Source organism: Streptomyces sp. NPDC032472 (assembly GCF_040636955.1).
Taxonomy (GTDB): Bacteria; Actinomycetota; Actinomycetes; order Streptomycetales; family Streptomycetaceae; genus Streptomyces.
On record NZ_JBEZVK010000017.1, the window covers coordinates 128761 to 154715 of the forward strand.

At 69.4% G+C, this 25955-nt stretch carries 21 protein-coding genes and 2 pseudogenes; 8 read left to right on the top strand and 15 right to left on the bottom strand.

The features are described 5' to 3' along the window. The first annotated feature begins 651 nt into the window (after nt 1-651). Both AB0F11_RS14170 and AB0F11_RS14175 read left to right on the top strand, forming a co-directional pair. Nucleotides 652-1266, top strand: a complete 615-nt coding sequence (locus tag AB0F11_RS14170; protein WP_362172265.1) for a hypothetical protein — start codon at nt 652-654, stop codon at nt 1264-1266. A 347-nt stretch (nt 1267-1613) separates the two neighbouring features. Further along, nucleotides 1614-2345 (top strand): HNH endonuclease family protein, encoded by a 732-nt coding sequence (locus AB0F11_RS14175; protein ID WP_362172268.1) that lies wholly within the window; start codon nt 1614-1616, stop codon nt 2343-2345. A gap of 375 nt (nt 2346-2720) precedes the next feature. Here AB0F11_RS14175 and AB0F11_RS14180 read toward each other — a convergent pair whose 3' ends face one another. The 8 genes and pseudogenes from AB0F11_RS14180 to AB0F11_RS14215 form a co-directional block, all read right to left on the bottom strand. Then, nucleotides 2721-3395: a histone-like nucleoid-structuring protein Lsr2 gene (locus AB0F11_RS14180; RefSeq protein WP_362172271.1), complete on the bottom strand. Its 675-nt coding sequence runs from the start codon at nt 3393-3395 to the stop codon at nt 2721-2723. After that, nucleotides 3392-8134 carry an RHS repeat-associated core domain-containing protein gene (locus tag AB0F11_RS14185; protein ID WP_362172274.1) on the bottom strand — a complete coding sequence of 1581 codons (4743 nt, stop codon included), beginning with the start codon at nt 8132-8134 and terminating at the stop codon, nt 3392-3394. Before AB0F11_RS14185 ends, AB0F11_RS14180 begins: the two co-directional genes overlap by 4 nt. A 295-nt stretch (nt 8135-8429) precedes the next feature. After that, a pseudogene (locus tag AB0F11_RS14190) lies at nt 8430-8613 on the bottom strand (IS1380 family transposase); the annotation flags it as partial. Nucleotides 8614-8821: 208 nt separating this feature from the next. After that, nucleotides 8822-9763: a hypothetical protein gene (locus tag AB0F11_RS14195; RefSeq protein WP_362172277.1), complete on the bottom strand. Its 942-nt coding sequence runs from the start codon at nt 9761-9763 to the stop codon at nt 8822-8824. A 155-nt stretch (nt 9764-9918) separates the two neighbouring features. After that, complete coding sequence (locus tag AB0F11_RS14200) at nt 9919-10671, bottom strand: hypothetical protein (RefSeq protein WP_362172280.1); 753 nt, start codon at nt 10669-10671, stop codon at nt 9919-9921. Nucleotides 10672-11692: 1021 nt separating this feature from the next. Beyond that, nucleotides 11693-12205, bottom strand: coding sequence for a DUF6233 domain-containing protein (locus AB0F11_RS14205; RefSeq protein WP_362172282.1), 513 nt, complete (start codon nt 12203-12205; stop codon nt 11693-11695). Nucleotides 12206-12449: 244 nt separating this feature from the next. Further along, on the bottom strand, nt 12450-13187 hold the full coding sequence (locus AB0F11_RS14210) for a pentapeptide repeat-containing protein (RefSeq protein ID WP_362172285.1): 738 nt from the start codon (nt 13185-13187) through the stop codon (nt 12450-12452). A gap of 425 nt (nt 13188-13612) precedes the next feature. Beyond that, nucleotides 13613-14308, bottom strand: a complete 696-nt coding sequence (locus AB0F11_RS14215; RefSeq protein ID WP_362172288.1) for a hypothetical protein — start codon at nt 14306-14308, stop codon at nt 13613-13615. Between the two features lie 256 nt (nt 14309-14564). Here AB0F11_RS14215 and AB0F11_RS14220 point away from each other — a divergent pair, with 256 nt between their 5' ends. The 3 genes from AB0F11_RS14220 (at nt 14565) to AB0F11_RS14230 (ending at nt 17430) form a co-directional block, all read left to right on the top strand. After that, nucleotides 14565-15596 (top strand): hypothetical protein, encoded by a 1032-nt coding sequence (locus AB0F11_RS14220; RefSeq protein WP_362172291.1) that lies wholly within the window; start codon nt 14565-14567, stop codon nt 15594-15596. A gap of 727 nt (nt 15597-16323) precedes the next feature. Next, nucleotides 16324-16974, top strand: coding sequence for a hypothetical protein (locus AB0F11_RS14225; RefSeq protein ID WP_362172294.1), 651 nt, complete (start codon nt 16324-16326; stop codon nt 16972-16974). A 57-nt stretch (nt 16975-17031) separates the two neighbouring features. Continuing rightward, entirely contained in the window at nt 17032-17430 is a 399-nt protein-coding gene (locus tag AB0F11_RS14230) for a hypothetical protein (protein WP_362172297.1), read from the top strand. On the opposite strand, the gene AB0F11_RS14235 is transcribed toward AB0F11_RS14230, so the two are convergent. Next, on the bottom strand, nt 17412-17777 hold the full coding sequence (locus tag AB0F11_RS14235) for a hypothetical protein (RefSeq protein WP_362172300.1): 366 nt from the start codon (nt 17775-17777) through the stop codon (nt 17412-17414). The genes AB0F11_RS14230 and AB0F11_RS14235 overlap by 19 nt on opposite strands. Before the next feature lie 808 nt (nt 17778-18585). Here AB0F11_RS14235 and AB0F11_RS14240 point away from each other — a divergent pair. Next, nucleotides 18586-19044, top strand: a complete 459-nt coding sequence (locus AB0F11_RS14240; protein WP_362172303.1) for a hypothetical protein — start codon at nt 18586-18588, stop codon at nt 19042-19044. Nucleotides 19045-19205: 161 nt separating this feature from the next. Here AB0F11_RS14240 and AB0F11_RS14245 read toward each other — a convergent pair whose 3' ends face one another. From AB0F11_RS14245 to AB0F11_RS14260, 4 genes are all read right to left on the bottom strand, one after another. Continuing rightward, entirely contained in the window at nt 19206-19943 is a 738-nt protein-coding gene (locus AB0F11_RS14245) for a helix-turn-helix domain-containing protein (RefSeq protein ID WP_362172306.1), read from the bottom strand. A 31-nt stretch (nt 19944-19974) separates the two neighbouring features. Continuing rightward, on the bottom strand, nt 19975-20262 hold the full coding sequence (locus AB0F11_RS14250; RefSeq protein WP_362172309.1) for a hypothetical protein: 288 nt from the start codon (nt 20260-20262) through the stop codon (nt 19975-19977). A 797-nt stretch (nt 20263-21059) separates the two neighbouring features. Next, the gene (locus tag AB0F11_RS14255) at nt 21060-22802 is read right to left on the bottom strand and encodes an IclR family transcriptional regulator C-terminal domain-containing protein (RefSeq protein ID WP_362172312.1); all 1743 of its coding nucleotides are present in this window, start codon (nt 22800-22802) and stop codon (nt 21060-21062) included. A gap of 5 nt (nt 22803-22807) precedes the next feature. Continuing rightward, complete coding sequence (locus AB0F11_RS14260) at nt 22808-23410, bottom strand: RNA polymerase sigma factor (protein ID WP_362172315.1); 603 nt, start codon at nt 23408-23410, stop codon at nt 22808-22810. Between the two features lie 450 nt (nt 23411-23860). Here AB0F11_RS14260 and AB0F11_RS14265 point away from each other — a divergent pair. Beyond that, nucleotides 23861-24070, top strand: a pseudogene (locus AB0F11_RS14265) (HNH endonuclease); the annotation flags it as partial. 292 nt (nt 24071-24362) lie between these two features. Here AB0F11_RS14265 and AB0F11_RS14270 read toward each other — a convergent pair. Both AB0F11_RS14270 and AB0F11_RS14275 read right to left on the bottom strand, forming a co-directional pair. After that, the gene (locus AB0F11_RS14270) at nt 24363-24749 is read right to left on the bottom strand and encodes a hypothetical protein (RefSeq protein ID WP_362172317.1); all 387 of its coding nucleotides are present in this window, start codon (nt 24747-24749) and stop codon (nt 24363-24365) included. A gap of 366 nt (nt 24750-25115) precedes the next feature. After that, nucleotides 25116-25310: a hypothetical protein gene (locus AB0F11_RS14275; protein WP_362172320.1), complete on the bottom strand. Its 195-nt coding sequence runs from the start codon at nt 25308-25310 to the stop codon at nt 25116-25118. A gap of 54 nt (nt 25311-25364) precedes the next feature. On the opposite strand from AB0F11_RS14275, the gene AB0F11_RS14280 reads away from it, so the two are divergent. Next, complete coding sequence (locus AB0F11_RS14280; RefSeq protein WP_362172322.1) at nt 25365-25517, top strand: hypothetical protein; 153 nt, start codon at nt 25365-25367, stop codon at nt 25515-25517. The last annotated feature ends 438 nt before the right edge of the window (nt 25518-25955 follow it).

The following is a 25955-nucleotide window of genomic DNA, read 5'->3' on the forward strand; positions in this document are numbered from 1 at the left end:
CGTTGACACACTTGTCGACAGCCCCGCAGGACTGGGCCACCCCAATAGGGGGCATGTTACGGTCGAAACCGCTGCTCAGAGCCATCACGCGCTCTGCAGAACCTCGGATAACGGACATGGCGCTCCCTTGTTCGAGTCGGTTGAAGGAGAGCCCCCTGCCCCTGGTTTGACGGCCGGTCAGGGGGCCTCCGAATCGCGACCCTAATCGGTGCGACGACAGCCACCTGCCGGTCAACGCAAGAAACCGGTAGGTGCAGCAAGGTGAGCCGATAAAGCCCCAAGCTGAACATACAAACTGCTCAGAACTGATCAGACGCCCGAAACCCCAGCCGTGAGCACCGACCCACCCCGCCCCTCCCCACTGGCCGCGGTCCCTGCTCGGCGCTTCGACGTACGCAGACCGGCCACGTACGGGTCGGGGCGGACGGTCCTGCTCCAGCCGGCCCCGGCCCGCCGAGCAGCTGCCGCGGCCGTACCCGGCTCCCACTGGACCGCGCTGCGGTTCACCGCAGCGCGGGAGCTGCGACGTCCCGCGACTGTCCGGACCCGCGCGGAAGTGGTTGATTCAGCCGGTTCTCGCCCGCGCACGCTTCGGGTGCGAGATGGTCGTGCCCTGGTGGCTGTGACCGAGGCCCGTCGGAGGTGCTGGAGGTGTCTGTGGCGAAGGACGAGACGTGGACGTCCGAGGAGTACGGGACGTCGCATGAAGGCCGTGTCGGTGTGCTCCTTGCGGACGGGACAGTCCCGAAGCCGGTGTACTTCGACTCCAACTCGGGCGGGTTCGGCTGGGAGGTGAGGCATTGGAGCGTCTACGACGGCGACGGCCCCTACGTGCCGCGGCCGAAGGCGGAGGTGCTGCGCGCCGAATGCTCCTGCGGCTGGACCGGCCCCCAGCACACCATCGACTGGACCGCCCCCGGGGATCTCCCGTTCCGTAAGAGTGGCCTGGCGATGGCAGCGCAGTGCGAACAGGAGTGGGACAGCCACATCACCGCCGTCAGCGCCACCACCATCGCCCTGCCCGCCGAGCTGGAAGCCCTCCTGGACACCATCGCCGACGCGATCGAGAACCTCGCCCAGGACTCACCCGTCGCCGCCCTCAAAGCCGCCCGCTCCCTCGAACTCATCGCCCAGCGCACAGCACACTGGCCGGCTCACGACGCGCGCGGTCAGGACCCGCAGGAGGTCGCGGCCGCGCTCGGTTTGAACGTTGACGACACCCAGGCGCTCCTGGCCCGTTTCGGTGGTTGGGTCTACCACGGCTGACCCGCTTCGGGCATACGCCGGCAGCGGCGGCCGCAGAGTTGCGTGCCAGAGCGCGGGTCGGGCTGGGTTCATGGGGCCGCGGTACCGGCGCTGGCGTGAAGCGCGTGGTCAGGCTTTGATCGGCGCCGGTTCCTCTTGGTCGCTGCCCGTGGCCCGCTGCCACGGGTCGTTGGATCGGGTCTCGAGCCCTGTGTGGCCGAGGTGTCGTGTCGGCCGTGGGCCGTCTTGGTCGCGGTGGCGGCCGGTGTATGGGCGGATCGGTTCTGCGGTGAATGTGTGCGCCCGTCAAGGTGAGTTGGCCGGGCTGTCCCTCGTGTTCGCTGGCCGGGGCCGGTACATCGGGCGGTGTGATCAAGAACCTGTGGCGTTGTCTGCCCGCTCTCGTCCTGACCGCTCTCCCGCTCACCGCTCCCGCCCCGGCGGCGGCCGCGGCTGCCCCGGTGTCCGCCGGCGGTACACCCGCCGCCCTGGGCATGGAGCGTGCGCCGGCTCCGGCGTCGGCTGTCGACGCGCCGTTGTTCCAGGCGCTGGCGTGGATCGAGGAGGGCCCGGAAGGAGTCAGGGACGGATACAGCCGCACGCAGTTCAAGCACTGGAATGCGGGCCTGATTGCGGGCGATGGCTGTGACACGCGCAAGGAGGTGATCTTGGCGGAGGCGCTGCTGGCTCCGGAGGTCGGGGCGAAGTGCGCGCTGACCGGTGGCCGGTGGTGGTCGGAGTACGACCAGGTGTGGATCACCTCGGCGTCGTCGCTCGATGTGGACCACATGGTGCCGCTGGCGGAAGCCTGGGACTCTGGAGCAGCTTCGTGGACGGCGGCTCGGCGCGAGGCGTACGCCAACGATCAGGGCGCGCCGAACTCTCTGATCGCGGTCTCCGGCAGTTCCAACAGGTCGAAGGCGGACAAGGATCCGGCGGACTGGCTGCCGGTGAAGGCGGACCAGTGCAAGTACGCCGCGGACTGGGTGGCCGACAAGCTGCGTTGGAAGCTGACCGCGGACCCGGCCGAGCGTGACGCGCTGTCCCTGCTGGCGGAGGACTGCCCGGGCACGACGGTCTCCTACGAGCAGGTCCCCTAACCGGGCGCGTCCCGGCCCCGGGGTGCAGCAGCAGGGGCCGGCGACGCTATGCCGCCATCGCCCGCCCGTGGGCGGCGGCCGGGCGCGCGCCGGCGGCCCGCGCGCTCGCCGGCGCGGCGACGGCCACAGTCTGCGCGCGTGCGCCTACCAGAGCCCGCACCACGTCCAGCACCTGTGCAAGGGCTTTTGGACCAGGTCGCGCCCTGCGGGGAACGCCGCTGCGCGCCGTCCAGTAGCCGGGCGGCGTCGCGCCTGGCTTGGACGGACCGGGGCTTGGCCGTGGGCTTGGCGGCCGCGGACGTGACCATGCGGCAATGGGTATCCATGAGTCGACCAGGCCGGTCGGCTTGGCTGTGGGGCTTCTTGGCGTTGGGTTCAGGCCCTGTGGGCGTCTTCCCATGCCTGCCGGACATTGGGAGGGATCCGGCCGCGTGGGGGGACGCTGTACCCGTTGGCCTGGGCCCAGATGCGGATGGCGTTGGTATCGGTGGGGGTCTGGTCCGGGGTGGGCGCGGGCTTGTAGAGGACGGGGTGGGAGGGGGTGAACTGCGGGGTCTGCTCGGTGAGGCTCTTGGGGAAGAGGGGGACGCGGATGCGGCCGGCGAGTACGGAGGCGAGGAAGGCGGTCAGGTTGCCGTCGTAGTCGAACCAGCCCGGTCCGCGTGCTTCGTTGACGGTGATCCGCCAGCGGTCGGGATCCTCGGCCGGATTGGTGATCCAGAAGAGGTACTCGCCGTTGTCGGTGGAGCCGATTGCGAAGAGCGAGTCGGGGTCGTGAGGCACGGGGAAGCGGCCCTGGCGCTCCTGCTGGTGCAGCTGGCCACGGATGCGTGCGGACATGGGGCCGGTCAGGTTGACGTACTCGGTGACGCCGTGGGGGTGGAACACCGCGAGGTAGTCGTTGAATCGGCCTGGTCCGTACGTTTCGGCCAGCTGCCTGTAGTCGGAGGGCAGCGGCATGCCCAGTGCCGCCTCCACAACCTCCCAGTCGATGACCATCGGGTTTCCGGGGGGCGGGCACAGGCGGATGAGGGCGCTGATGTCGGTCATCGGATTCCTCGGCGGCGTCGGTGCTGCTGGGCTGCGTGGTCGGGGTTGGCGAAGTCGGTGTCCATATGGAATCCGTTGGAGCCGTCGGCTTGCATGTAGACGCGCGAGGGGACGGAGTCCTTCTGGTCGTCGGTGTAGTCGAGGTAGACGCTGTACTGGACGGTCTGGCCTGCGACGTTGTTCGCGGGGTCACCGGCCACGGCATCGTAGATCATCTGCTCGAGGTCCCGCATGTGCGGCGAGTTTGTCGGGTTCTGGGTGAGGGTGAACAGGTTGTCCGGGTGGTCGCCGGTGCCCCCCAGCATGCGGGCGAGCATGTGCGCGCGGGCCTGGTTGTGGTCGGTCCCGTGCACGAATCCCGGCGGCTTGATGTTGTTGTTGGCGTGGGTGCCCTCCTTGAGCATGTCGCGGGTGATGGTCGCGTGCATCTCAAACGGGCGGCCGTGCTCGTCCTGGACGAAGACGACCCTCCCGCCCCAGGTGTGGTCCGGTTCGCAGCCGGCCAGCCCCAGCGGATCGCTCATGACGAACGGGTTGGGGACGTACGCGTAGTGGTTGGTCGCCGGGGCCAGGCCGAGCGGGTCCGGGCTGATGTAGCGGCCGGTGTGGGGGTCGTAGTAGCGGTGGACGTTGTAGTGGAGGCCCGTTTCGGCGTCGAAGTACTGCCCCGGGTGGCGCAGCGGCGTGTAGGCCGTGGCGTCGCGGTTCCACTGGGCGGCGCCCCACACGGTGGTCCGGGCCCGCCAGGCCACGTCGCCTTCTGGTGTGAGCAGGTAGTGGGGGCTGCCGTCGAGGCCGGTGACGATGGCGAAGAACCGGCGGTCGACATCTTCCTGGTCGGCTTCCGTGCGTGCCTCGCGCTGGGCCAGCGGATACAGGCCCGCATAGTCCCAGGTCAAGGTGATGTCCCCGGACTGCTGCTCGGCGAGTTGGGGCCCGTCCCAGGTGTACTGGACGGATTCGCGGACGGAGCCGTCCAGCTCGAGGTGGGTTTTGCTGATCCGCCGGCCCAGGCCGTCGTACAGGTAGTGCCACACGGTGCCGTGCGGGGTGCGGACCTGGGTCAGCTGGTCCCGGGCGTCCCAGGAGAAGTGCCAGGTCAGCTGCTTCCCGCTCAGCGTGCGGGTGGCGCGCTCTGTCAGGCGGCCCTGGGGGTCGTATGAGTATGTCGTGCGGCCGGAGCGGGTCAGCCGGCTGCCTTCATAGGTGCGCTCTCCGTGGTGATCCTGTCCGGGGGCCTGCGGGGGAAGGTCGGTGCGGGTCTGGTCTCCGGCGGCGTTGTACGCGTACTGCTCGCTCCAGCCGCGGGCCCGGACCCCGGTGATCCGGCCGGCGGAGTCCAGGTCGAAGGCACGCCGACCCGTGAGCGTGTCGTCGATCGCCACGGGGATGCCGTCGGCCCGGTAGCTGAAGGCCTGCTCGAGGACAGTGGCGTCCGCCGTAGTGACCGCCTGGGCAGACAGGCGTCCGACCGGATCGAGATCCCGCGCCACAACCAGGCGGTGATCGAGCGTGCGGCCGGTCTCCCGGCCCATCGCGTCGCGGTCGAAGCGGAAGATGTGCTCCCCGACCCGATGGGCCGAAAGCCCCTCCGGGCCGTAGGTGAGGGTGCTGACGGCACCTGACGGGGTGCGCCGCGAGGTGAGGCGGCCTTCCTCGTCGTAGGCGTAGGACATGGTCAGGCCGTTGACGGTCTCGGACACGATGCGCCCTGCCGCGTCCGCTTCGAAGGTGATCCGGGCCTGGGGGCTGGCGACTTCCCTGAGCGCTCCGGTCGCCGCGTACCCGAACTCGGTGGTGGCCCCGCTGTCGTCGCGGATGCGGAGCACCCGGCCGAGAACGTCGCGCTCGTAGGTCAGGCTCTGCCCGGCTGCGTTCGTCCGCCTGATCAGACGGCCGATCGCATCGTAGGCGTAGGTCAGTGTCCGGTTGTCGAAGTCGGTCTCCGCCACGAGCCGCCCGGCCCGGTCGTACGTGTACCGCCACGTGCGGCCCCGGGCATCGGTGACCTCGGCCAGCCGCAGCTCGGTGTCGTAGGCGAAGCCGTACTCCGGCCCGTCGGGGCCCGACCGCCCCACCGGGCGGTCGAAGTGGGTGTGCTCGTGCGTGGTGACCCGACCGGTGCGGTCGGTGTGGCTGAGCAGGTTTCCCTCGCCGTCCCAGGCCCACTCCTCGCGGGTACCGTCGGGAAGTTCGCGCCAGGACGGCAGGCCCTCGATCGTCCAGCCCTGCCGCAGCGTCCCGCCGAGCGCATCGGTCACGGAGATGACGCGGCCGAAGGCATCACGCGTGCACGTCGCACGGGCACCGTTGCGGGCAGTGATCACCATGGGTAGGCCGGCGGCGTTGTTCGTGATCGACGTCGACCCGTCCGCCGGGGAGAGGACGCGGGCGATGGCTCCCGCGCCGTCATACGCATACTCTGTGCGGGCGCTGCCCGGGCCGATCACAGCCGTGCGGTTGCCCGCCTCGTCGTATTCGTACCCATGGCGCCTACCACCGCGTTCCACGACCTCCACCGGAAGGCCCAGCCCGTTGTACGCCGCAGTGGTGCGCTCGCCATCAGCCGCCGTCATAGCCACGACGCGGCCGCCCGCGTCACGCTCAAGGCGGGTCGTGTGCCCCAGCGCGTCGCGAACCAACTCCAGCCGGTCCGCGGAGTCGAAGGAATAGTGGGTCGTCGCCCCGAGCGCATCGGTCTCGGCCACGATCTGCAGCGCGTCGTTGATGTGGAAGACCGTTGTCGCGCCGGCCGAATCGGTGTACCGGGTGATGCGGTGGCCGGTCTCTGTGTGCCTTCCCTCATAGGAGAACGACGACGACAGGAACCCGTCCGGCCCCAGGGTCCGCACCACACGGCCGGAGCTGTCGTACACGTAGGTGTAGGTGGAGTTGTTCCGATCGGTCCACGACACGACCCGGTCGTGGGCATCGTAGGCCAGCCCCAGAGCGCGACCGGAGGAATTGGTCACGGCGGCGAGGTTGCCCCGCTCGTCATACCCAAAGGCTTTCACCTGCACGAGACCGTCAGGCGTGCGCAGGTGCAGCGCGCCGACCCGGCCGTCCTCGACGCTGACCTGGACGAGGTACCCGCCGGAGTGCTTCACGGAAGTCGGGGCCCCGTCGGGGCGGCGGGCGAAGGAGAGGCGGGAGCCGTGGCGGTCTTCGACGGACGACAGCCAGTAGGCGGGGGATTCCCGGTAGGGGCTGCCGGTGAAGTGGCGGGTCACCCCGATGGGGTCGGTGACGGTGTACGTCGTCACGTCCTCGTGCGTACCTGCGTGCTCCAGCGCCAGCCGGGGACCCTCCACAGGCAGTACGGGTTCGCCTCCAAGCGCCGGCAGCCGGGGGTAGACCAGAAGGGAGCCGTCCTCGCGGGCCCAGACAGCACCGGCGCTTACCGGGTCGAGCTCGATGCGCTCGTCGAGGGTGGAGGCCCACGTCCGGCCGAACCACTGCCCGTAGCGGTAGTTGGACAGGTGCGTACGGGACAGGACGAGCGGCAGCACGCCAGGAAGCGACAGGTCCGTGTGCGGCAGCAGCATCTCGCCGGTCGCGACGTCGACCGGGTCGGTCGCACAGCGTGTCTTTCCCAACGGGATGCTGTTGCGCCGGGAATCATCCTTGGCAAGGTGCAACGCATCCGGCTTCGTCCGCGCCCCTGCATCACCCTTGCGGTGATCAGCGCCGCGCCCGCGCCCGTGCCCGTTGTCGTCCTTGTTCCTGACGCGGGCGAAGCGGGCGGCGAGGTCGGCGTCGTTGTTCTTGTGGTCGGTGGAGATCTGCTTGACGGCCTTGGGCAGGGTCTTGCCGACGTGGTCACCGACCTGCTTGGTCGCCTTCACCAAGGCGGCCATGGCTTTGTCGGCCACCGGGTCGATGGCCTGGGCTATGGAGTCCCGGCCGCGGGTGCGGCCGTGGTGGGACTTGGCCTTGTGGAGTTTCGACGTCGTCCGGCCGTGAATGCGGGTGCTGACATCCCCGAGTTTGCCGTGTGCCCGGTCGTGTTCGTCGTGATCGATGAAGAGGTCCGACAGCCCGGAACCGCCTCCTGCGCCACCGGCGGAGGCAAGCTTGAGGGATTCCTTGCCGGACTGGACGCCCTCCTTGAAGCCGTCCTTGCCGGCCTGCTTGGCCTGTCCCAGATCCACGCCGTCCTGCAGGCCGATCGCCATCGCACCCAACTGCACCACGAGGTCGGCGGCTATGCCCTCCAGAGCGGCGACCGCCGGCTCGGTCAACGCGGACACGATGTACCCGACGGCCTCCTTCACACACTCCTTGACGCCGCGCTTGATGGCCTCCTGACAGATACGTATCGCCCCCGCGCCCAAGAGGGCGGACAGACCGCCCGTCACCGGTATCGCGGCCAGCGCGATACCGGCCTCGGCGGCGAGGTAACCGAGCTGCCCGATGGCCGCGACCTTCATCGCCTCCACGGCTCCGGCGGCCTTGTCCATCGCCCCGGCGACCGTCCGCGCGGCCCCGGCGATGTCCTTGATGTGCTTGCCCTTGACCTTCTCCCAGTGCTCACTGAGAGCCTTGATCGACTCGCCCTCGCCCGATGAGATCAGCCGCTGGAAGTGATTGTTGGCGAGCTGCCCGTCGTCCTCCAGGTCCTCGGCGAACTCCCGCAGAGCATCCGCCATCTCCCGGTAGGCATCCTCATCGACGTTCGGCCACGCCACCCCGATCACGTCCAGCAGAGTGTCCGCCCAGTCAGGCAACGTGACAGCCACGCGACCCATCCCCCCATGGTGAAAAACCGATCAAAAGATCATTCCTACCAAGGTGACGGGACAGATGGGTAACTCGCCCCGCGGATTTGGACAGGACGCCCACGCCCGCCCACAACCGTGTCCAGGGTGAAAGGGAGGGTGATCAAGGACATGGCCCAGCGCTTCGTCCTCAGCCACCACGGCTGCACCACGCTCCGCCGAAGAGACACCCCCGAAGCGATCCCGGCGCCAGCACCGGCACCCTGCCCCCCTCAGCTCCTCATCCTCGGCCCCCACGACACCGCTGGCCAGCTCCAATGGCCTCGCCGTCGTCGGTGAGCATCACCGCCAGATCGGTGGCGATCCGGCCCGGATCATGCCCGGGTCCCGCGCGGCCGAAGCGACCTGAGAGCGGCGGAGTACGCGGCGGTGAGCCCGGTGGCATCAGCGAGATCCGCCAGCAACCGTGCCCCGGCGTGACCGACCGCCCCCGGACCACCGGGCACTGACCTGGACCCTGGGACGCAACGAGCCTGCACGTAGAAGTGCCCTCCGCCTGGACCGGCAGAACCCCTCAGGAGGTTCATCGTCTCAGGTCAGGGAGGCACTTTCGCGTTTCCGCCCACTGCCATCCCCAAGTGAAACGGCGAGGTAGGCCCGGTGCCCCTTGGCGGGAGCACCGGGCCCGAGGGGGGCGGGTTGCGGATGTCAGATCAGCATGCCGAGGGCGAGGGTGGCCTGGATGATGCTGGAGGCGGCGCCGGCTGCTTCCAGCAGGGAGCGCATCCGGGCCAGGGCGTTGTGGCGGGTTTCGGCGGGGGCGTGGGTGTCCTGGACAGTGTCGAGGTCTGCCCTGTACCGGTCGCGGTCATCGGTCAGGCCGGCGACGGCGCGGAGTTGTTCGAGGAGCTGGGAGAGGTCGGCGGGCTGGGTGCCGTGGTGGTGGGTGACGTTCATCGCCTGGGTGCCGGTGGCGCCCGGCTGGATGTGCTGGTGGAAGACGGGGCCGCTCGCGGCGGTGTGACGGGTCATGTACTGGATCACTTTCGGCTGGGTGGCGGCACAGTGGCGGCCTGCAGCGGTGAGGGTGAGTTGCCTCGGCCGGCGGCTGTCGCCCGGGTCGAGGATGGCCAGCCCGTATGCGCGCAGGTCGAGCGCGGCGGTGGCGACGGCGGAGGCATCGAGGCGCTCGCCCCGGTGGAGGGTGCGGGCGGTGAACGCCTGCAGGTCGACGCTCGAGGCCGGCTCGGCGTACGCGGCGGCGACAAGCCGGTCGAGGATGAAACCCATCCGCACGCCGTGGTTGGCCCGCTCGCGGACGATCCGGTCGGCAGCACGGAGCCCCTCGTAGGTCAGGTGCAGGGCCATCGCCCCGAAGGTCTCCAGCACCCTGACGTGCCCGCGGGAGCGCAGGAGGGCCGCGGCCTCGAGCACCGCGTTTGGGCCCGGGCGGGAGCGGGTGACGGTGACCATCGTGTTGGTGCAGCGCCCGGTCTGCTCGACCAGGCCGGTAAGCAGCACGTCGGCGACGTCGTCGAGGGACATGCTGGAGTCGGTGGCGGGCATGACCGGCCTGGGCGGCGTGAGGGTGGCGCGGTGGGTGGCGGATTGGGCCGGGCAGTGCTGGGCGGGCGGTTTGTCGGGCACCATGAGCAGGGGTCCTTTCCGGGTCTTGCCTGGCTGGTAAGGGCTTCGGGCCCGGCCGCCGCCTGATGGCGTGGATTCCGATGGCGGCGGCCGGGCCGGCTTGATGGGCTTTGCGGTGCCGCGCGGCGTGGTGCCGGGCTGAACGGTGTGCCGGGGGTTCAGTCCATGACGGGCCGCCGGCGGGGGGCGGCCGGCGGGCGGCCCAACTGGCGTGGGGCGGCGTTGCCGGCGCTGCGGTACAGCGCGCGGACCTCCGTGCGCAGGTCGGGGTGGTCGTCCAGCCGGATGTGCGCCGAGTCGGCGGCGTGGCTGAGCAGTCCTGACAGCCGGTGGATGAGCGAGGTCCAGTCGGCCTTGCCTGGCTCGAGGCCCTGGAGCAGGCGGAGGGTTTTGATGAGCTCACCGGGCCAAGCCACGGGGACAGCGGAGCCCTGATGCCCGGTCCTCGTGGCCTCGATGGCGGCGCGGTGGCGGGCCTTGGTCACGTGGGGGGCGCGCTCAGCGCGGTCTTGTAGGTCAGGCAGCAGGGCAAGCTGACGGGCCAGCCGCATGATGTGGGCAGCGTTGTCGGCCGCCCACTCCCGCTCGGCGCGCCGTGAGCGCAGCGTCCGCGCCTGCTCGACCCGCTCGGCCTGGGTGCGCGCCCTGCCCGGTTCGCAGTCGCCTACCGCGCTCAGCTGCAGGAAGCGCCGCTCGGCTGACGACCGGCTGCGAAGCTCCATGGCCCCCGCCAGTCGCTGCCAGGTGACCTTCTTCTCCCGGGCCGCGGCGATGATCCGGGCTTCGTCGATGTCGAATTTCGACTTCAGCTCCCGGATCACGAGCAGGGCGGCCAGCAGGTCCTCCTCGGAGACCATGCCGTGGCTGTCGTAGTCGACGGCGGCCATGATCTCGTCGTACCGGGCGGCCACGTCGCCGAGCCGGGGCGTGGGCCGGCGAAGCGCCGGCTCCTGAGTGAGCGCCCCGGTCCAAGCATTTGTATCGGGCGCGTTCGGCGAAGATAGCTGCCGGAATGCCGCACGCCTCTTGCCATCTGCCTCCTTGAGGACGACATTATCTGTCGTCCGTAAGGCGACACGTTCAGGCTCCACAGAACCATCTCCTCAATAAATGGAAACCGCATCTAGATTTTTGGCCCCGCTCGCCCGCGCGGCTCCTCGGGCTGGCCGCCGAAACGGCCGCCCACCCGACGCGGCTTCGGCCGCATCCCCGCGAAGGCGGGTAACCATGGTCGATATGTCGCAAATTTCGCCCATAGTGGGCGTGGTTACGTCTCCCCGGGGTGGCGTGTATCTGACGGAGCGTAGGTGGGGCAGCACCGTCAGTCTGTGGCATGTGCCGGAGGCGTGATGACCGAATGGAGATCCACTCCGTTATTCGCCACTATTCGCTACCCCTGCGCACAAGCTACAGGGCGGACTAAAGGGACCTGATCGCGATTAAGGGCTGTATCCGATAAGCTTGTACATTCTCTGAATTGCCTCCAGGTGGCAAGGGCTCGACCGGAAGTCGAGGTGCAACGCAGCCGACGCGCTCCTCGTCACCGCTGCCTACCCCAACGGCAGCCACGGGTGCCGACCGCTGATGCGGCGGATCGATTCCTGCCCACCGCCCCATCCCGCCCGCCCGATCCGCAACCTCGCTGATTCCCGGGCCGCACCAGGCCGCCTGGTCGGTATCCAGACCTCGGGGACTCGCCCACCCCGTCGTGCCGGCGCACCGCCTGAGGGCGCAGCGGGCCAGGGGAGTTCGGGGTTGAGCGACCCGCCACCGCCACGGTGCTGACGCCCGCGCGTGGCTGACCGTGGTCCAGCGCCCCGACCCGCGCGGGACGGCTGTCTCGGTGCTGTTCCTGGACTGGCACGGCGACGGCCGCGGCTACCTACGCCATGACTACACCGCGTCTCCGACCGTCTGACCCGCTGCCTTCGGTCAGTCGGCGGTGTCGGGCACGCCCTTCTGGCCGTGGTCGAGGATCGGCAGCAGGGTCTCGGCGGCGTCGCATTTGGGGCACGCCGTGGTGCCGGGCCGCATGAGGGCATCGAGCGCCCCCGTCGTCTTCACCGGCACCGCGCGATCGTTCGCCAGCCGGCATCCTGCGGCGTGCACGACGGCGGCCCGCCCTCGGGAATGGCCGTCCAAAACCCACGCCCAGGGCGTGGTGGGCGCCTCCGCAGCGGGGGCGGTGGCGGGCCGGTGGTGCTTGGGCACAGCGTCCAGGTCAACCCCGGGGATCGGGCGCAGCTGGGCGGCGGTAACCCACGTTGCGTATTCGACCGGCTCGGCGCCGCCGCCGACGGCGGTCTGCCAGAGGGGGACGCCGATGCGGTACATCCACAGGCCCGATTCGAGCTGCTGGCATTCGTAGAGCCGTACGAGCTCGATTTTCTGCCCGTCGGGCAGGAGGAGCGTGATCGGTGCGGGCGGTGGTGCGGGGTCGGTCACGGTCAGGGGCGGGCGAGCAGCTGTTCCTGCCGGGCCTGCCGGCACGGCTTGCACAAGGGGCTCCCACCCACCCCGTAACGGCATGTCGGCTGGCGTGTTCACTGCACTGTTTTGTAGTGACGGCAGGCTTACGGTTTCCGGGTCAGGTCAGTCGGTCAGTACCTCGCACGAAGGGTTATCGAAATGCATCCTTTCTTGAACTTTAGGGTCTTTTGCTAAATATTCAGGAAGCTGCGTGAATCGATCAATGACCGCAGTAGACAAGATCTGCTCGAGGGTGATCTCTCTCCGGAAAAGCGTTCTGGAGGTTCGTGTTGAATAGCACCGCACAGGTGAAGTCTGCGGACTTAAGGGATGCGTTGCTCAGGTCCGCAGATTGCAGCGTTGCATTTCTCAGGGATGCCCCACTCAGGTCTGCGTCTTTGAGGTCAGCGCCGATCAAATAAGCCTCGTGCAGGTCCGCAGTGATCAGGGAGGCGCCACTCAAGTCGGCGCCATTCAGATCGGCCTTGCCTAGCTGCGCGTACTCCAGGGAGAGGTCGTGCAAGTCGGCGCCTTGTAGGTCTACGCTTCGCTGTCGATTGCGGAGGTAGCGATCAAAGTCCTCGTCGCCTCGAAGCTTCGAGATCCCGGAGCCGCCTCCGTCATTGTGGGTGTCTCTGAAAAGGAGGACTTTGGCTGCTGCGGCGACGTCGCTTGTCACGGCAGTCTCGCCGCTTTTCGGCTTCGGCTTCTCGCTGTGGACCCGAATGAAGGAGGCGAGGACATTCATAACGGTGGGCTGATCGCGCGGCGAGTCCTGCATGATCCGTTGAAGTGCATAGATTCCACCGAGGCGCACATCCTCGGAAGCCTTGTTACCGAGGTTCCCCACGGCGGCATTATAGCGATCGGTGATCTGCCCTTCTCGTGTAATGGCCTGTTCGTTGTTTACCTGGTTGATTGATTTCCAGGTAAAGGCGGCGACGGCGATTGCGCTCAAGGTTGCCAGGAGAGAGAGACTGATCGCTCCAGTCGAGCCCACAGGCTCATGCGGTTGCGTGGTGCGCTGCTGACGCCAGGTGCGCCAGCGGCGCCCCGAAAGCGCTCGGCTGCTCTATGGCGCTGTCCCTGCTGTCCAGGACCCAGTGGAGCCCGCACTCGCCGCCGGGCTTTCTGCCCCTTACGTCGTGCGATCCGCTTCAACTGGTTGCTGCGAACCGCCGCACGGGGTGTCCCCCTCGAAGCCATACAGCCATTTTGTACGGGAACGTCAGCGGCGCGCGCCAAGGCCGCCCAGCAGACTGCAGAGAAGGTGGCATCGCGCGCAGGGTCCGGTCTGGCTGGCTGCCCAGGCATCCAGCCCCACACCGCCAACCGCTGGGCACAGCTGGTCAGCGAAAGCTGGTCCCACTACCTCACCGCTCTCTAGGAGAGAACCCATTGGGGTGGGTGGCTGTGGTCGGCCGGGCAGGTGAAGACGTGCAGGTCCCGGTCCCGGCCGAAGCGGAGCCGGGTCGGTTGGGCAACGGACGGGCCGCCCTGGATCGAGGCCTTCCCCCGCAGGGACGGGTCGCGCTCCTCTCGAGGCACCCAGCTGTGCGAGCCGGCGTCCATCTCGTCGCTGCCGGCGGTCAGCAGCAGTCGCATCGGGGTCGAGCAGGATTCGCAGCCGATGGCTATCGGGCCCGTCGACGCCCAGCTGGGAAAGCCGCCCACCCGCCAGCCGGGCGGGATGGACAGGTCGAACTGGTAGCTGGGGGCCTCAGGGCCGTGTTCCGCGGCCTGGGCGTCGTCCCACGCGTCGATGCGGGCGATCAGAGAGGCAGGCAGCGTGTCGTCCTCTGCCCAGGGATAGGTGTCCACCTCTTCGGGATGCAGGACACACGGCTCGGGGAGTTCGTGCTCCCATCGCAGCATGGGCACTTCGGGCGGAGCGGCGAGGAACCGTTCCGCTCGCTCGGTCTCTGCGGCCCGCCGCCACCGCAGGTGAAAACGGCGCTCCAGGTAGGGACCGTGATTGAACGGGCAGCGGAAGATCTGCACCAGATCCGCACCGTCGGGCCCGGCAGCCAGGGCTGGGATGTCCCGGCGGAAGAACTGGGCGAGGCCTACGAACGGCACCGGTCCGTCTTCCCCGGGCGTTCCGGAGCACGGCCACGGCTGGCTCAGCGGCCAGACGCCCGCGGCCCGGGCACTGCGGGCTGAGCGCGATAGTTGGCCCGCACGATGGCGGAAGGTCCGCCCTGAGCAGGGTGTTTTCTAGATTTCGGTGGTTCGCGATGTGTGGGGAGGCGCTCGGGATCCCCGACAGCCGGCTATCGGAGGCGGTCGGGGAAGGCATGATCGAGTCGCTGGAGATCGATGGTGGGGGTGTGGTGTGGGGGATTGGCGGACCGATCCGACGTTCGCGATGTGCCGGGCGCTGGTGGAGGGAGCAGATCTGGCCTCGTTCGCGGGAGGTGCGTTCGATGTCCGGGCGGTGGTGGCCGGCATCCGGCCCGAGACCAAGCGCGGGTTCCTCCTCGACGCCGTCCCGTGGGGAAACTTCCCTCATGGGGACCGTGCCCGGGAGGCCGTTCACCAGCTGCATACCGGCGACAGCCCCGCTCGCCACGCGACGGGGGTTCTCGGCGGCCTGTGTGCCAACGACAGCCGGGCGGCTGCCGCCCTCGCCGTACCGTTCCTGATCCCCATCGCCACCGATGCCCGTCATCCACACCGTGCCGACGCCCTCGGCGTACTTTCCGCCCCGGCCCGCTCCCGGCACTTCGGCGTCGCCTCCCGGGACGAACTCCTTCTCTACCGCACCGACCCGCGGCGCCACGCATCTGACGATTACGACGACTACGGCGTCGAGGTGACCGGCTACCCCGCAGGCTGGTCGGTGGCCGCTGCCCGAGCCGCGATCACTACCGAAACGCCCCTACTCCTGCCACTGCTCGACGACCCCGACCCCTCCATCCGCATCGACGCCGCCTATGCGCTGGCCACCGCCGCCGACCCGGACCACACGGTCCGAACCGCCGTCGTCACCAGGCTCGCCACGGAGCGCGACGCCATGGTCCGCGCCGCCCTGCTCCTGGCCACCGCCGAGATCACCCGGGCCCACCCGCACCCGCCGACTGTCATGTGGCTGTGGGAACGGTGGCACGACCAGACGGAGCCCCCCGAAGCCCGTCTGTCGGCGGCGGTCGGCTGGCTGTGCCTCACCGACCAATCCGCACCGGAGGAGCTCCGCCGGACCGTCGACACCCTCGCCGACAACGAGCGCGCACACGCCATGGAGGCCCTGCCGTGGATGAGTGCCGCCTCGGGCACCACCGAACCAGGACTCCTGCGCTGCAGACGCTGCATGCTCCACCCAGAAGAACCCGACCCGGAAGAGGTCTTCTGGGACTCCTTGTTCTGAGCAACCGGTCTGTGGTTGTGCATCGGAGTTGTCCAGTGGGGCCAACTGCGGTGCTCGGTCACAGTACGTCTGGTGACACAGCGCGGTGACGGCGGGGCTGGTCACGCCGTGCGCAGCGCGGCACAGCGCGGCCATGTTCGCGGCTCCCCGCGCCCGGCCCGGGTGCGGGCTGTACCGGGTGGTGTGGTGCGGGCGCGTCTTCACCTTCCTGGGCTTGGCCTTGGGCTCGCGGCGGGGCGTGCGGCGGGCGCCGGCGGGGCGGCCCTGCGCGGTGGGGCCTGGCCCTCGGCCCTGCGCTGGGGGACCGGCCGGGTGTGCTGGCTCCCGCCGGATGCCTCGCGGGCGCCCGCCCCGGGGTGCCCGGGGGCGGGAGGACGTTCGGTCTCTGGGGCGGCGGCATTCTCGGGCAGGCGAGAGAGGGGCAGAGCCGGCCGTGCGGGCCGGGGCGCTGGGTGCTTGGCGTCCGCCAGCGCCGCGGCCGGGGAGGGATCGGCGGGCCGGGTAGGGGCGGGATGGACGAAGACGCATCCGGAGGCCGCGAGCAGCGCGGCGAGGAGCAGAGGCAGGGACCAGCGGCGCATCCCGTCACGGTGCCGCAGCCGGGTCCCAGACCGCTCCTGACGGCCCCGCTGCGCCCCTCGGATGGGTGATCCGACGGCTGTTCTGCCGGGCCGCCTCGGGCTGGCTTTAGCCGACCCTGGAAGAGGGGCGAGAGGAGGCCCCCGAGATGGTGCTCAGGCCGCCGGTTGAGCCGATGCTGGCGCAGGCCGCGGAAGCCGTGCCGGGCCCGGCCGCGGTGCGGGTGGGGGTGGCGTACGAGCAGAAGGTGGACGGGCGCCGGGTGCTCGTCTTCACCGCGGCCGGTCCGGGCGGCGCCGTGGTGGTGCAGACCCGGCGCGGGTCGCTGGTGCAGGACCGGTGGCCGGACCTGGTAGCGGCCGCCGAGGAGCAGCTGCCGCACGGCCTGGTCCTCGACGGCGAGCTGGTCGTGTGGGACGCCGAAGCGGGCCGGCTGTCGTTCGCCGCGTTGCAGCGCCGGGCCGCCGCCCGCGCCCGCGGCGCCGCTGGCCTGGCTGCCCAGTGGCCGGCCTACTTCGTGGCCTTCGACGTCTTGCAGATGGGCGGCCAGGAGCTGTTGCAACGGCCCTACGCCGAGCGGCGCGCCCTGCTGGAGGAGCTGTTCACCGACTACGCCCTGATGCCCCCGTGGACGCTCGTCCCCATGACGACGGACCTGGCCAAAGCGCGGGAGTGGCTGGAGTCCTGGACGGACGTGTGCGGCGTCGAAGGCATCTTGCAGCCAGGGTTTGGTGTTGACCGATTGACCACCTTGTGGCCCGTCCACAGTTCTACCTGTCACGACTGCCTCTGTCTTTGAGTCCTGCGCACGCCGAATCCTGTGGCAACGCCTGCATTCGGTCTCTACAGTCGCCACATGGCCACCGAGGACGAGAGCCCAAGTCCGCCAGACATCACTGTGATGCTCAAAGACCAGACCAGTGCCTGTAAGGCAGCGCGCGACGCCATCGCCGCTGGCGGCGAGGTCATGCTCTACGACGGACAAGCGCCAATGTGGATGGTCCTTGGCATCGCTGCGACAAGGCTGAGGCGGTCGTTGAAGATCGGCCTGACGACCCTCGGCCTCGACGAGTCCGTTGAAATTCTCCGCGCTCGGGACCGCGACGAACAACTGCGTACCGGCAACATCGTTGCAGCAGGCCGATCTTGGTTCTTCACCCTGTACTTCGACGCCACCGGGACCGAGCTCCTGGCATGCAGCGGAGTCAAGAACGAGCGTCCCCCGCGCAGGAACGCTCAGAGGCTCCAGCTGTAGAGGCCGCCGCCCGTGTCCACTGCAGACGCCGCAAGCCGGGCAACTCCTTGCAGGACCGCCAGTAGATCATCGTCGGTCATGTCGTCCCCGTCCTCGGACCGGAGCCGCATGGTCCAGCGGCCTGCCAGCTCTTCCAGTGCGGCCGAGGTTGCGTTGGCCAGCGCCCGGGTCAACCGCTGCGGCAGTGCGAACACCTCAACGCCATCGTTCAAGGGTGCAGTGACCCACTCCGGCCACGGCCGCCACGTGTAGATCTGCTCAGGAGGCGGGGCCTCGGCCGAAGGCTCCTCGAAGTACATGTCCCATTCGGCGATGGCACTGTCCGGCTCAATGAAATGGCAGGTCACGGACTCGAAGGCCTCACCAGGTCCCCCAGGCGCGTTGCAGCAGCGGTCTCGTCGTCGGGGGCCAGGAAGATCACTATGTGGTGGGCCATCTGAGCATGATGGCAGCCCGCCGTGCTGACGAGCGACTGTGCGATGGGGACCCCGATAGCCCGTGGGCATACGTCAGGCTGGGAGGAATGGGAGACCGGCGGCAGCCACTCCACCCGCACGGCCCCAGTGTCCCGCACGTACGTCGCCGGCCGCTGCTCGTCCGCTGTCCGGCGCGACAACTGCGCGCCAACCCTCGGGCGCCTGGCCACCTGCGGAATCGGGCTCGTCGGCACGTGCCCGGCACGCACCGCCCACCGGTAGAAGGCGTCCACCCCCGCCACTTCGCGGTTCCACGTCGCCCCGGCGATGGCGGCCCGTGGCCGTCTCGGCGCCGCCAGGCCAGATAGGCGAGGTGATCTTCCTCGGCCGCGTCCCGCCAGCCCTTACCGCGCCGCGACACCCACAGGAATGTCAGGAACGCCGCCAGGTCCCGGGCGTAGCCGAACTGGGTGTTCACCGCGTGCATCCGCATCCCAGGCGATTGAAAGAAGCTGTTCAAGACGACGTCGTACTCGAACACCGGCGACACGAGGACGGCGTACCTGCCTCCAGGGCCGCCTCGCGTAGCCACTCCGCCCGGTTCGTCGTCAGCAGGCGTACATCGAAGGGAAGTCCGTCAGGAGGGAGGTCGAAGTCCTCCATCGTGGCTCGCACTCGCCACGCATTCGCGATCATGGCGCTAGGTATATGGTCAGTGACCGACTGTGCACAAGGCGTCGTGATCAAGCCCCTGACCAGCCGCTACCTCCCCTCATACCGCGGATGGACCAAGGTCCGCCGCAGGGACACCACCGAAGCGATCATCGGCGCCGTCACCGGCACCCTGACCCGCCCGCAGCTCCTCGTCCTCGGCCGCCACGACCAGGCGGGCCGGCTGCGCGCGGTCGGCCGGACCGTCCCCCTGCGCCCGGAGGCGTCCCGGCAGGTCGGCGAGCATCTCTCCGCGGCCAGCCCCGCGCACCCCTTTGAGGGTGTGCGATTTGCCTCGGCTTGGGGGAGCCACGACGTCCTGGACGTGGTGCTGGTCCGCCCGGACTTGGTGGCGGAAGTCAGCGCCGACAAGGCCGTTGACCTGGGTGTTTTCCGTCACCCGCTCCGCTTCCGGCGGATCCGTTTGGACATGGGCGTGGCTGACGTCCCGCGGTTCGGCCAGGGCCCGACCGCGGCCGTCGGTTGACCGCCCACAGATCAGCCACGCTGGGGGCGGGGTTGTGGTTGCGGGGACAGCGAGGGAAGCGGTGGCCGCTGTGGTGTCTGCGGCGAGCAGGCCCAGGGCATGTGAACCGCCTGCCCGGGGCCTGCTCGCTGGTGAAGCACCACTGCACAGCCCAGCAGCTATCAGGCCGCCGACCGATGGGTCAGATGCCTGGCGGCAAGCATGTCGTTCGCCGCCCAACGCGCGGCGGTGACGAAGCCTGAGTCTCCTCCTGGGCCGTCCACCATCTGGTGGTTGGGGGAGAGGTGAAGACGCCCGCGTCCCTTCATGCTCTCGGCCACCTTCTCAAGGATCGCCTCGAGCTTGGAGTACGGACCGTCCGGGTGCTGGGTGATCTCCTCGAAGGCGTCTCCCCACAGGTCCAGCCCCTGCCCGGTGAGGCCGCAGGCGGTCAGGAAGGCCACCATCTGCTGACGGCTGGCCGGCAGGGCCTGCCGGTTGGCGATCCGGCCGGCCGAGCTGACCGGCAGCAGGTGGGTGCCTCCCGCGAGCTCGGCGAGGCGGCGCAGCGAGGGCGCGCCGGCTGCCTCGTAGAAGTACTCCAGCGCTGCGCTCAGCTCCCGGCGGCCGTTGATGAATTGCGGAAGGGCCGGCTTGCGCAGATGCGCGAGTCTGCCCCGGTCAGCGATCCTGGCGCTCAACCAGAACAGGTGCAGCGCGTCCAGGTCGCCCCCGCACGCGGTGGCGAACTTCTTGACCGTCTCCTCGGTCGGAACGGTCTTGCCCGAGGTAGCGCGCTTGAGGGTGGCCGCCGACAGACCGGTTTTGCCTGTGAGCTCGTCGTAGCTCAGGCCGGCCAGCGCACGTACCCGCCGCAGGGCTGCAGCCAGTTGGCCGCGTTGGGGGACGGTGTAGTCCACGGGGAGTTCACGGCGTCCCATGATCCCCCCCTCAGCGACCTGAGTGCACGGCAGCGCGGGCCACCGCGGCCAGCCGGCCGCGGCCCCCCGGGGTCACGGCGAGCACCAGGCCCGCCCCGATCCCGCCGGCCCCACCCAGTATCTGGAGGGTCTCCGTCATAGGGATCCCGTGCAGCCGCAGCACCACGGCCAGGACGAGGACTGCGCTGACGATGGTGCTGATGATCACCGCTTGCGGCATCGTCGCACCAGCCGTCCGGCCCGCGTTCGCCCGCCCGCGCTTGCCCGGGCCGTGGCTCGTCTCGTCGTACACAGACATGCCAGTCCTATCCGGGGGCCACAGGCCCCCTGAAGTGGACGAGAGGGCGCGAAAATGCGCCCTCTCGTATTGGTGACTTCACGCCAAGTGGCGTTTCCCTAGGGGCGATTGCCGTCGCGGACCCGGGAGTCACCAGCATGACAGGTGACCCGCGGGTCACCGTGCGGCAGACCTGCCGCTCCGTCACCCGCTACATCGAAATGCCCGGAATGTCGGTTGATTCGTTCATCGGCGTCCACAACTAAACGCAAGTAAACGCAGGCCCTTGACCTGCGGCTACACACCCACAGGCCACGGACACCCGCAGTCGACGCCCTTCACAGATGAGTGCAAAACACCCCTAGGTTGTCCCTGTCACGGGGACAACCGGACGCTTTCGTCCACCAGCGTCCCAACTACGGCTTGCCCCAAGCGCAAGTCCCGGGCACCGTGGGGGGCAGCCCGTCGGGGAAACCGGCGGCCCCCTGAAGTGGTGACTTCACGAAAAGGGATAACAGCCGCACCGCGTTGCCGCGCGAGTGCCGCACGTGCAGGGCCGACCCCCGGGTCGGCCCTGTTTCGTTACTTGCTTCCCGTGGCTTCGCCCGCCATGTCAGCCTGCGGGCACCCCGCCCCGAGCAGCACGACGTCGTCCTCGGCCACGTCCAGGCGCAGCCGCGGGTTTGGTAATGCGACCAGAGCCGGGGCGCCAGCCACTCGCCTACGGCTGGCGGCAGCCGAGGGGGACCTGGCTGGTGCTCTGCCCTGTCCGGGCGCCCTGGGGCGCCTCGGACCGGGGCAGAGCGGTTGTGCGCGGGTTAGGGGAGGGCGATGGCGCGGGGTGGGTCGGAGGGGCGCACGGGCCAGGTGCCGTCCGCGCCGGTGTTGGTGGTGCTGCCGGTTGGGGTGCTGGTCAGGAGTCGGGCGAGGAGGAGTCCGGCGGAGAGGTCGCTGAGGGCTGCGGCGGTTCGCTCCAGGCGGTGGTGCTGGTCGGAGGGGAGGGCGAGGGCGACGCAGGTGGCGTCGTGGCCGGGCAGGGTGAGGGAGAACGCCGCGCACACGTTGAAGTCGGAGTACTCCAGGAGATCGAACTGGAGTGCTTGGGGGCCGTGCTTGTCGAGGTTGTGGAAGAGGGTTCGGGTGCTGGTGATGGTGCGTCCGGTGTAGGAGACGGGTTCGTAGCGGGTGAGGTGTTCCATGCGGGCTTCGAAGTCGAGGTCGGCCAGGAGGGCCTTGCCGACCGCGCTGGCGTGCGCGCTGTCGGTGAACGCCGCGCCGGGCCGGACCGGCGGCGCGCCCGGGCCGTGGGAGGACTGCAGGATCTCGACTTCCCCGCCGGTGTAGGTGCTGAGGTAGACGGCGGCGCCGAGGCGGTCGCGCAGCCCGTCGAGAGTCTGCTGCATCAGCAGCTCGTGCTGCTCGGGGCGGCCGGCCATTTCCATGACCGGTCCGGGCACGTGGGCTCCGGCGATGGTTTCGACGAGGTACTGGGCGCGCAGCCAGTGCAGCAGCCAGGCGGTGGAGGTCACGGACATGCCGGTGCGCCGGGCGAGGTCGCGGGTGCTGATTCCGCCGGACTGTTGGATGTGGTGGAGCAGTCTTTGGGCCTTGAGGACTGCGGCCTGCTGGCTAGGGGGTTGGGTGGGCAGGATCCGGGAGCGGGCCATGTCGGCCAGGACCGCCGGCCGCAGGGCGTTCGCCGACCACGGCCCCTTCCTGCTGCCACCGCCGGGGGCGGCGGCAGCGGCGGAATCCGGCTGGGCTGTGGTCGCGTCCCCGGCGTCCCCGGCGGCTCCGGCGGCGGCCGCGGCCGCGGCGGCCAGGTGGGGGGCGGGGTCCGGCAGGGGCTGGACCAGCGCGGCCTGCATACCGTCCACGGCCCGCAGATGCGGCCGCTGCGGCCTGGACGCGGGTCCGGGCGGGATGTCGGCTGCCGGCCGGTCGGGGGCGGGGATGGCTGGCGGGGGCACCAGAACCAGATGCGGGCCCCCGGCCCTGGGCGCCATGATCTCCCCGGCCTCCGCCGCCGCGGCGGCCTCCGCCGGGTCGGGGGTGAGGAGTTCGGCGCGCACGCCGAGGTGGCTGCGGACCTCCTCGAAGAACTGCGGGTCCTCGACAGGCGGGACCGGCTCCGTAGGGGAGGGGCGGCGGTGGGCGGTCGCGGCCAGGAGCCGGCGGGCGTCGTTGTGTCCGTGCCGGGCCGCCTCCGCGACCAGGAACCGGACATCCTCACGCCGGTCGCCGTCAGCCCGTCCGGCCAGCGCGGCCAGCCGGAACAGGGCACCGGGATGCCCGGCCTCACTCGCCGTGCCCAGCCACCGCTCGGCCCGCAGCAGCTCACCGCGCACCAAGGCCTTCGACCCGAGCCGGTACAGCGAGTTCGCGTGCTCCCGATCCTCAAGGCTCAGGCCGTAGGTGTCGGTCAGGGGACCGAAGTAGCCCTTGGGGCGGTCCCAGAAATCATGCGGCCCGGCAAGCTGGGCCAGCAGGTGCGCGAGCCCGGCCGGGACCACTGGCTCCGGGCGGCCCGCCCCGCCGCGGTGGTCGTCGTTCGTGCTCACATCCGTCACCTGTCCTTCCTTCCGAGGCTCTTCTTCCGATGCCCATCCCGAATATGCCCAGTGAGCTTGCGCCTTAGATAAGCGATGGCCTTCGAACGCAGTTTGTGCAGCTGCGTGGCCGCTATGCCGAGCACGGTCGCGATCTCCGCATCGCTCAGCCCCCGGCTCTGCAAGTCCACCACCTGCCGCCGCCGGCCCTCCGGCATCTGCTCGATCTCCCGCCGCAACAGCTCCCGCTGCCGCTCCCGGCCCTCATCCACCGTTTCCCGACCGGCCGGCAGCCCGTCCAGCTCCTGCGCGTCCATCACCACCAGCCGCTTGCCCCCGCGCTGCTCCCTGCGGTGCTCGTCGATGGCCAGGTTGTGGGCGGTGCGCCGCAGGTACGCCATCACGTTCGTATCCGGCGCGAGCTCCCCCTCCGCAGCCTTCGAACCCACCCGCAGAAACGCCTCCTGCACCAGGTCCTGACACGTCGCCAACGACAACGACCGAAACGCCCGCCGCAACGCGTACGGCCCAGAGGCCATGAACGCCGAATACGCCTCCAGCAACCGCTGCGCCACATCCGCATCCGGCGCGAACCCCTCTTCCGCCCCCTCGCCTACCACGGGCCCCGCTCCCCGCCAGCTGCTGGACCGCCGACGCCCGCACCGACGCCCGCAGGGGCGTGCGCGCCGACCACGACCCGCACCACGACATCCGCTTCCACGGCGACATCCACCCGCACCGCGACAACCCGCGCACCGCAGCGCTCCCCCTCCGCCACGGGCTTCGCGGTCGCGTCCAAGCGGGCGACCTGATGACCGGCAGGACTTCGCCGGCACAACCTCACCAGGGCAACCAGCGCGTGCACCGCGCTCACGGCGGCCGGGACATGCCCGATCCACTCCAAGGACGGCGTCATGTTCAGTGGTTCTCCATCTACTTGGCGGGACACGGTCGGCGTGAACGCGTCCTCGCCCCCGCAGACGAAGCCCACGGCGCACTTCTCCCCCCACAGCCCCCCGATTCACCCGAGTGAGTGAAGCCGGGCCCGCCCCCGCGCTCCGGCGCGCACGGCGAACGACCAGGGACAGGCCGCCTCTCTCGTCGCGGTGACCGCGCGTGCCAACAGGAGCGAGGCGGATCAGGATCCGGCGGGGTGGTTGCCGCCGTCGGCGGAGGCGTCGTGTCGGTACGGGGCGGAGTGGACTGCGACGAAGCTGCGGTGGGGTCTGGCGGTGGATGAGGCGGAGCGGGACCGGCTGCTCGGCATCGCGGCCGGCTGTGGCGGCAAGAACGTGGAGTTCATCCCGGCCCGTAGATGGCCGCGGCCCAGAACCCACCGGTATGGAGGCGGACCGGGAGCCGGCCGACCCCCATGCCGCGCTCTACCAGCCACGCCGGGGGCTCGGGCGCCGGCTGCTGCCGGATACTTCGCCGACGCGACCCCCGACAGAGATGGGCAGTCCTACTGCTCGACCGTGTGCCTGAGTGTCAGTCAAAGTCGGCATGCCGAAGTGAAGTTGAGCGCTCTTGGATGGTTGACGGAGCGAGGACGTCGGTAGACTGGACTCACATCTACCGTTCGGCGGTGGCGAGCATGTAGCCACTTCTTCCTGAAAGACGGAAGCGTCTGTCATCGACAGACGGCCTGCAAGAAAGGAAATCCAAAATGATCACACCGTGGAATAACCGACCCGAAAGTGAGCGAGCATGTTCTCTTACCGTTTTCGAGCGATCATGGATGCCACGCGGCACACGACATCCCGACTGATCCGCAGGGCCCGCCGGATTGGCCGCGGCGTAAAGACCACGATGGACTACACGGCGACTGTCACGCACTACCCGCTCATACTGATCAACCTGATCGGCGGGTACGACAAAATCCACATGGCTATCGATCCAACTCAGCCCTCCCTGCTGAGGTTTATTTTGAAGACAATCCTTGCTTTCCTTGGAATTCATATCTAATTGGGTAGCCCCCCTTTGGGTGTGAGCATCGAGACTGATGCTCACACCCTCTTGGCGTTCTGCGTGCTGTCCAGCAGCCCGCAGCAGCCCCGGTCTAGCCGCTGTGTGCCTCTCTGAGCACCCCGCAGCACCTCGCGGCCTCACCCCGTCGCGAAGCAGCCTGAAAGGTGCTCAGGGGGCCTCTGTGGCCTCGGGTTCTGACGGGTGTTCGATGCCCCGTGCCGTGTCTGTCGGGGGCTAGTGTCGGGTGCAGCCCGTGCCGATATGGCGTGCGCGGGCGAGGCCCGGTGCCCGGAGTGCCGGGGGCAGTACCACCGGGCCGCCCCAAGCAGGCAGTCGGCCCCGGCCGGGGGCGGGAGCTCACTCCGCGGCCGCGTCCGTTCCGGTGCCGAGTCGGCGCCGGCCGGGGGAGCGGGGCGGTTCCGCAGGCGCCTCGGCGGCCGCGCGGGGCGCCTCGACCGGCTCGGCGGCGAGTCGGGCCCGGCGGCCGGTCGTGGGTTGTGCTGGGGGAGTTGTGGGGCGCGGGCCGGTGCCCAGGGCGCGGCGTTCGGTCATTCACCTAGTTTCCCGGCTCCCCGGCCGGGTTCGGACCACGGAGGGAGTGGCGGCGTGACTGATGACGAAAAGCAGTCTGTGATCATGGGGACGATTGATGCGTACCTTGCTGAAGTCGACACCGATGCGGAAGAGTTGGATTCGGACGATTTGGCGTGGGCAATTGTCCACGCATTGAGGGTTGCAGATAAGTCCAAAGGGGTCTGAATTTCGAGTCTCCGGCGGTTCCGTAAAGCTTAAAATTCCTCCGCTGGATTCGAGCGACGGACACAATCTAATTAACCGTCAGATTTGCTTTTCTGGCCTCGGATTGTAGGTTGACAGCCTCGGCGAGGGTCTGGGATCCTGACTGTGCGTTACCAATCGCACCAGCGGAGGGGTCACCAACGGGCCCCGGCCCCCTCCCTCGTAGCCAGCCGCCTGCGAAGCGGGCCAGGGCCGGGGAGCGAAGCGGACCGGCCCAACAGGCCGTGAAACGGACTTGGTTGAGCCGCGAAGCGCCTCAACCAAGGGTCTGGAGCGAAGCGGAAGACCCCGAGGCCAAGCCCGCGAAGCGCATGCTGGAGGAGCTGGACGGGGCCCTGGACCAGGTCGCCTCGCTCGACGAGGACCGGATCCTGCGGTCCTTCCTCACGCTGATCAAGG

Bases quoted from the DNA above. Each gene is read 5' to 3' on its own strand.
- AB0F11_RS14180 (WP_362172271.1), bottom strand. From the start codon at position 3,395: ATGACCGACATCAGCGCCCTCATCCGCCTGTGCCCGCCCCCCGGAAAC.
- AB0F11_RS14195 (WP_362172277.1), bottom strand. From the start codon at position 9,763: ATGGTGCCCGACAAACCGCCCGCCCAGCACTGCCCGGCCCAATCCGCC.
- AB0F11_RS14225 (WP_362172294.1), top strand. From the start codon at position 16,324: ATGGTGCTCAGGCCGCCGGTTGAGCCGATGCTGGCGCAGGCCGCGGAA.
- AB0F11_RS14230 (WP_362172297.1), top strand. From the start codon at position 17,032: ATGGCCACCGAGGACGAGAGCCCAAGTCCGCCAGACATCACTGTGATG.
- AB0F11_RS14250 (WP_362172309.1), bottom strand. From the start codon at position 20,262: ATGTCTGTGTACGACGAGACGAGCCACGGCCCGGGCAAGCGCGGGCGG.
- AB0F11_RS14270 (WP_362172317.1), bottom strand. From the start codon at position 24,749: ATGAATTCCAAGGAAAGCAAGGATTGTCTTCAAAATAAACCTCAGCAG.
- AB0F11_RS14275 (WP_362172320.1), bottom strand. From the start codon at position 25,310: ATGACCGAACGCCGCGCCCTGGGCACCGGCCCGCGCCCCACAACTCCC.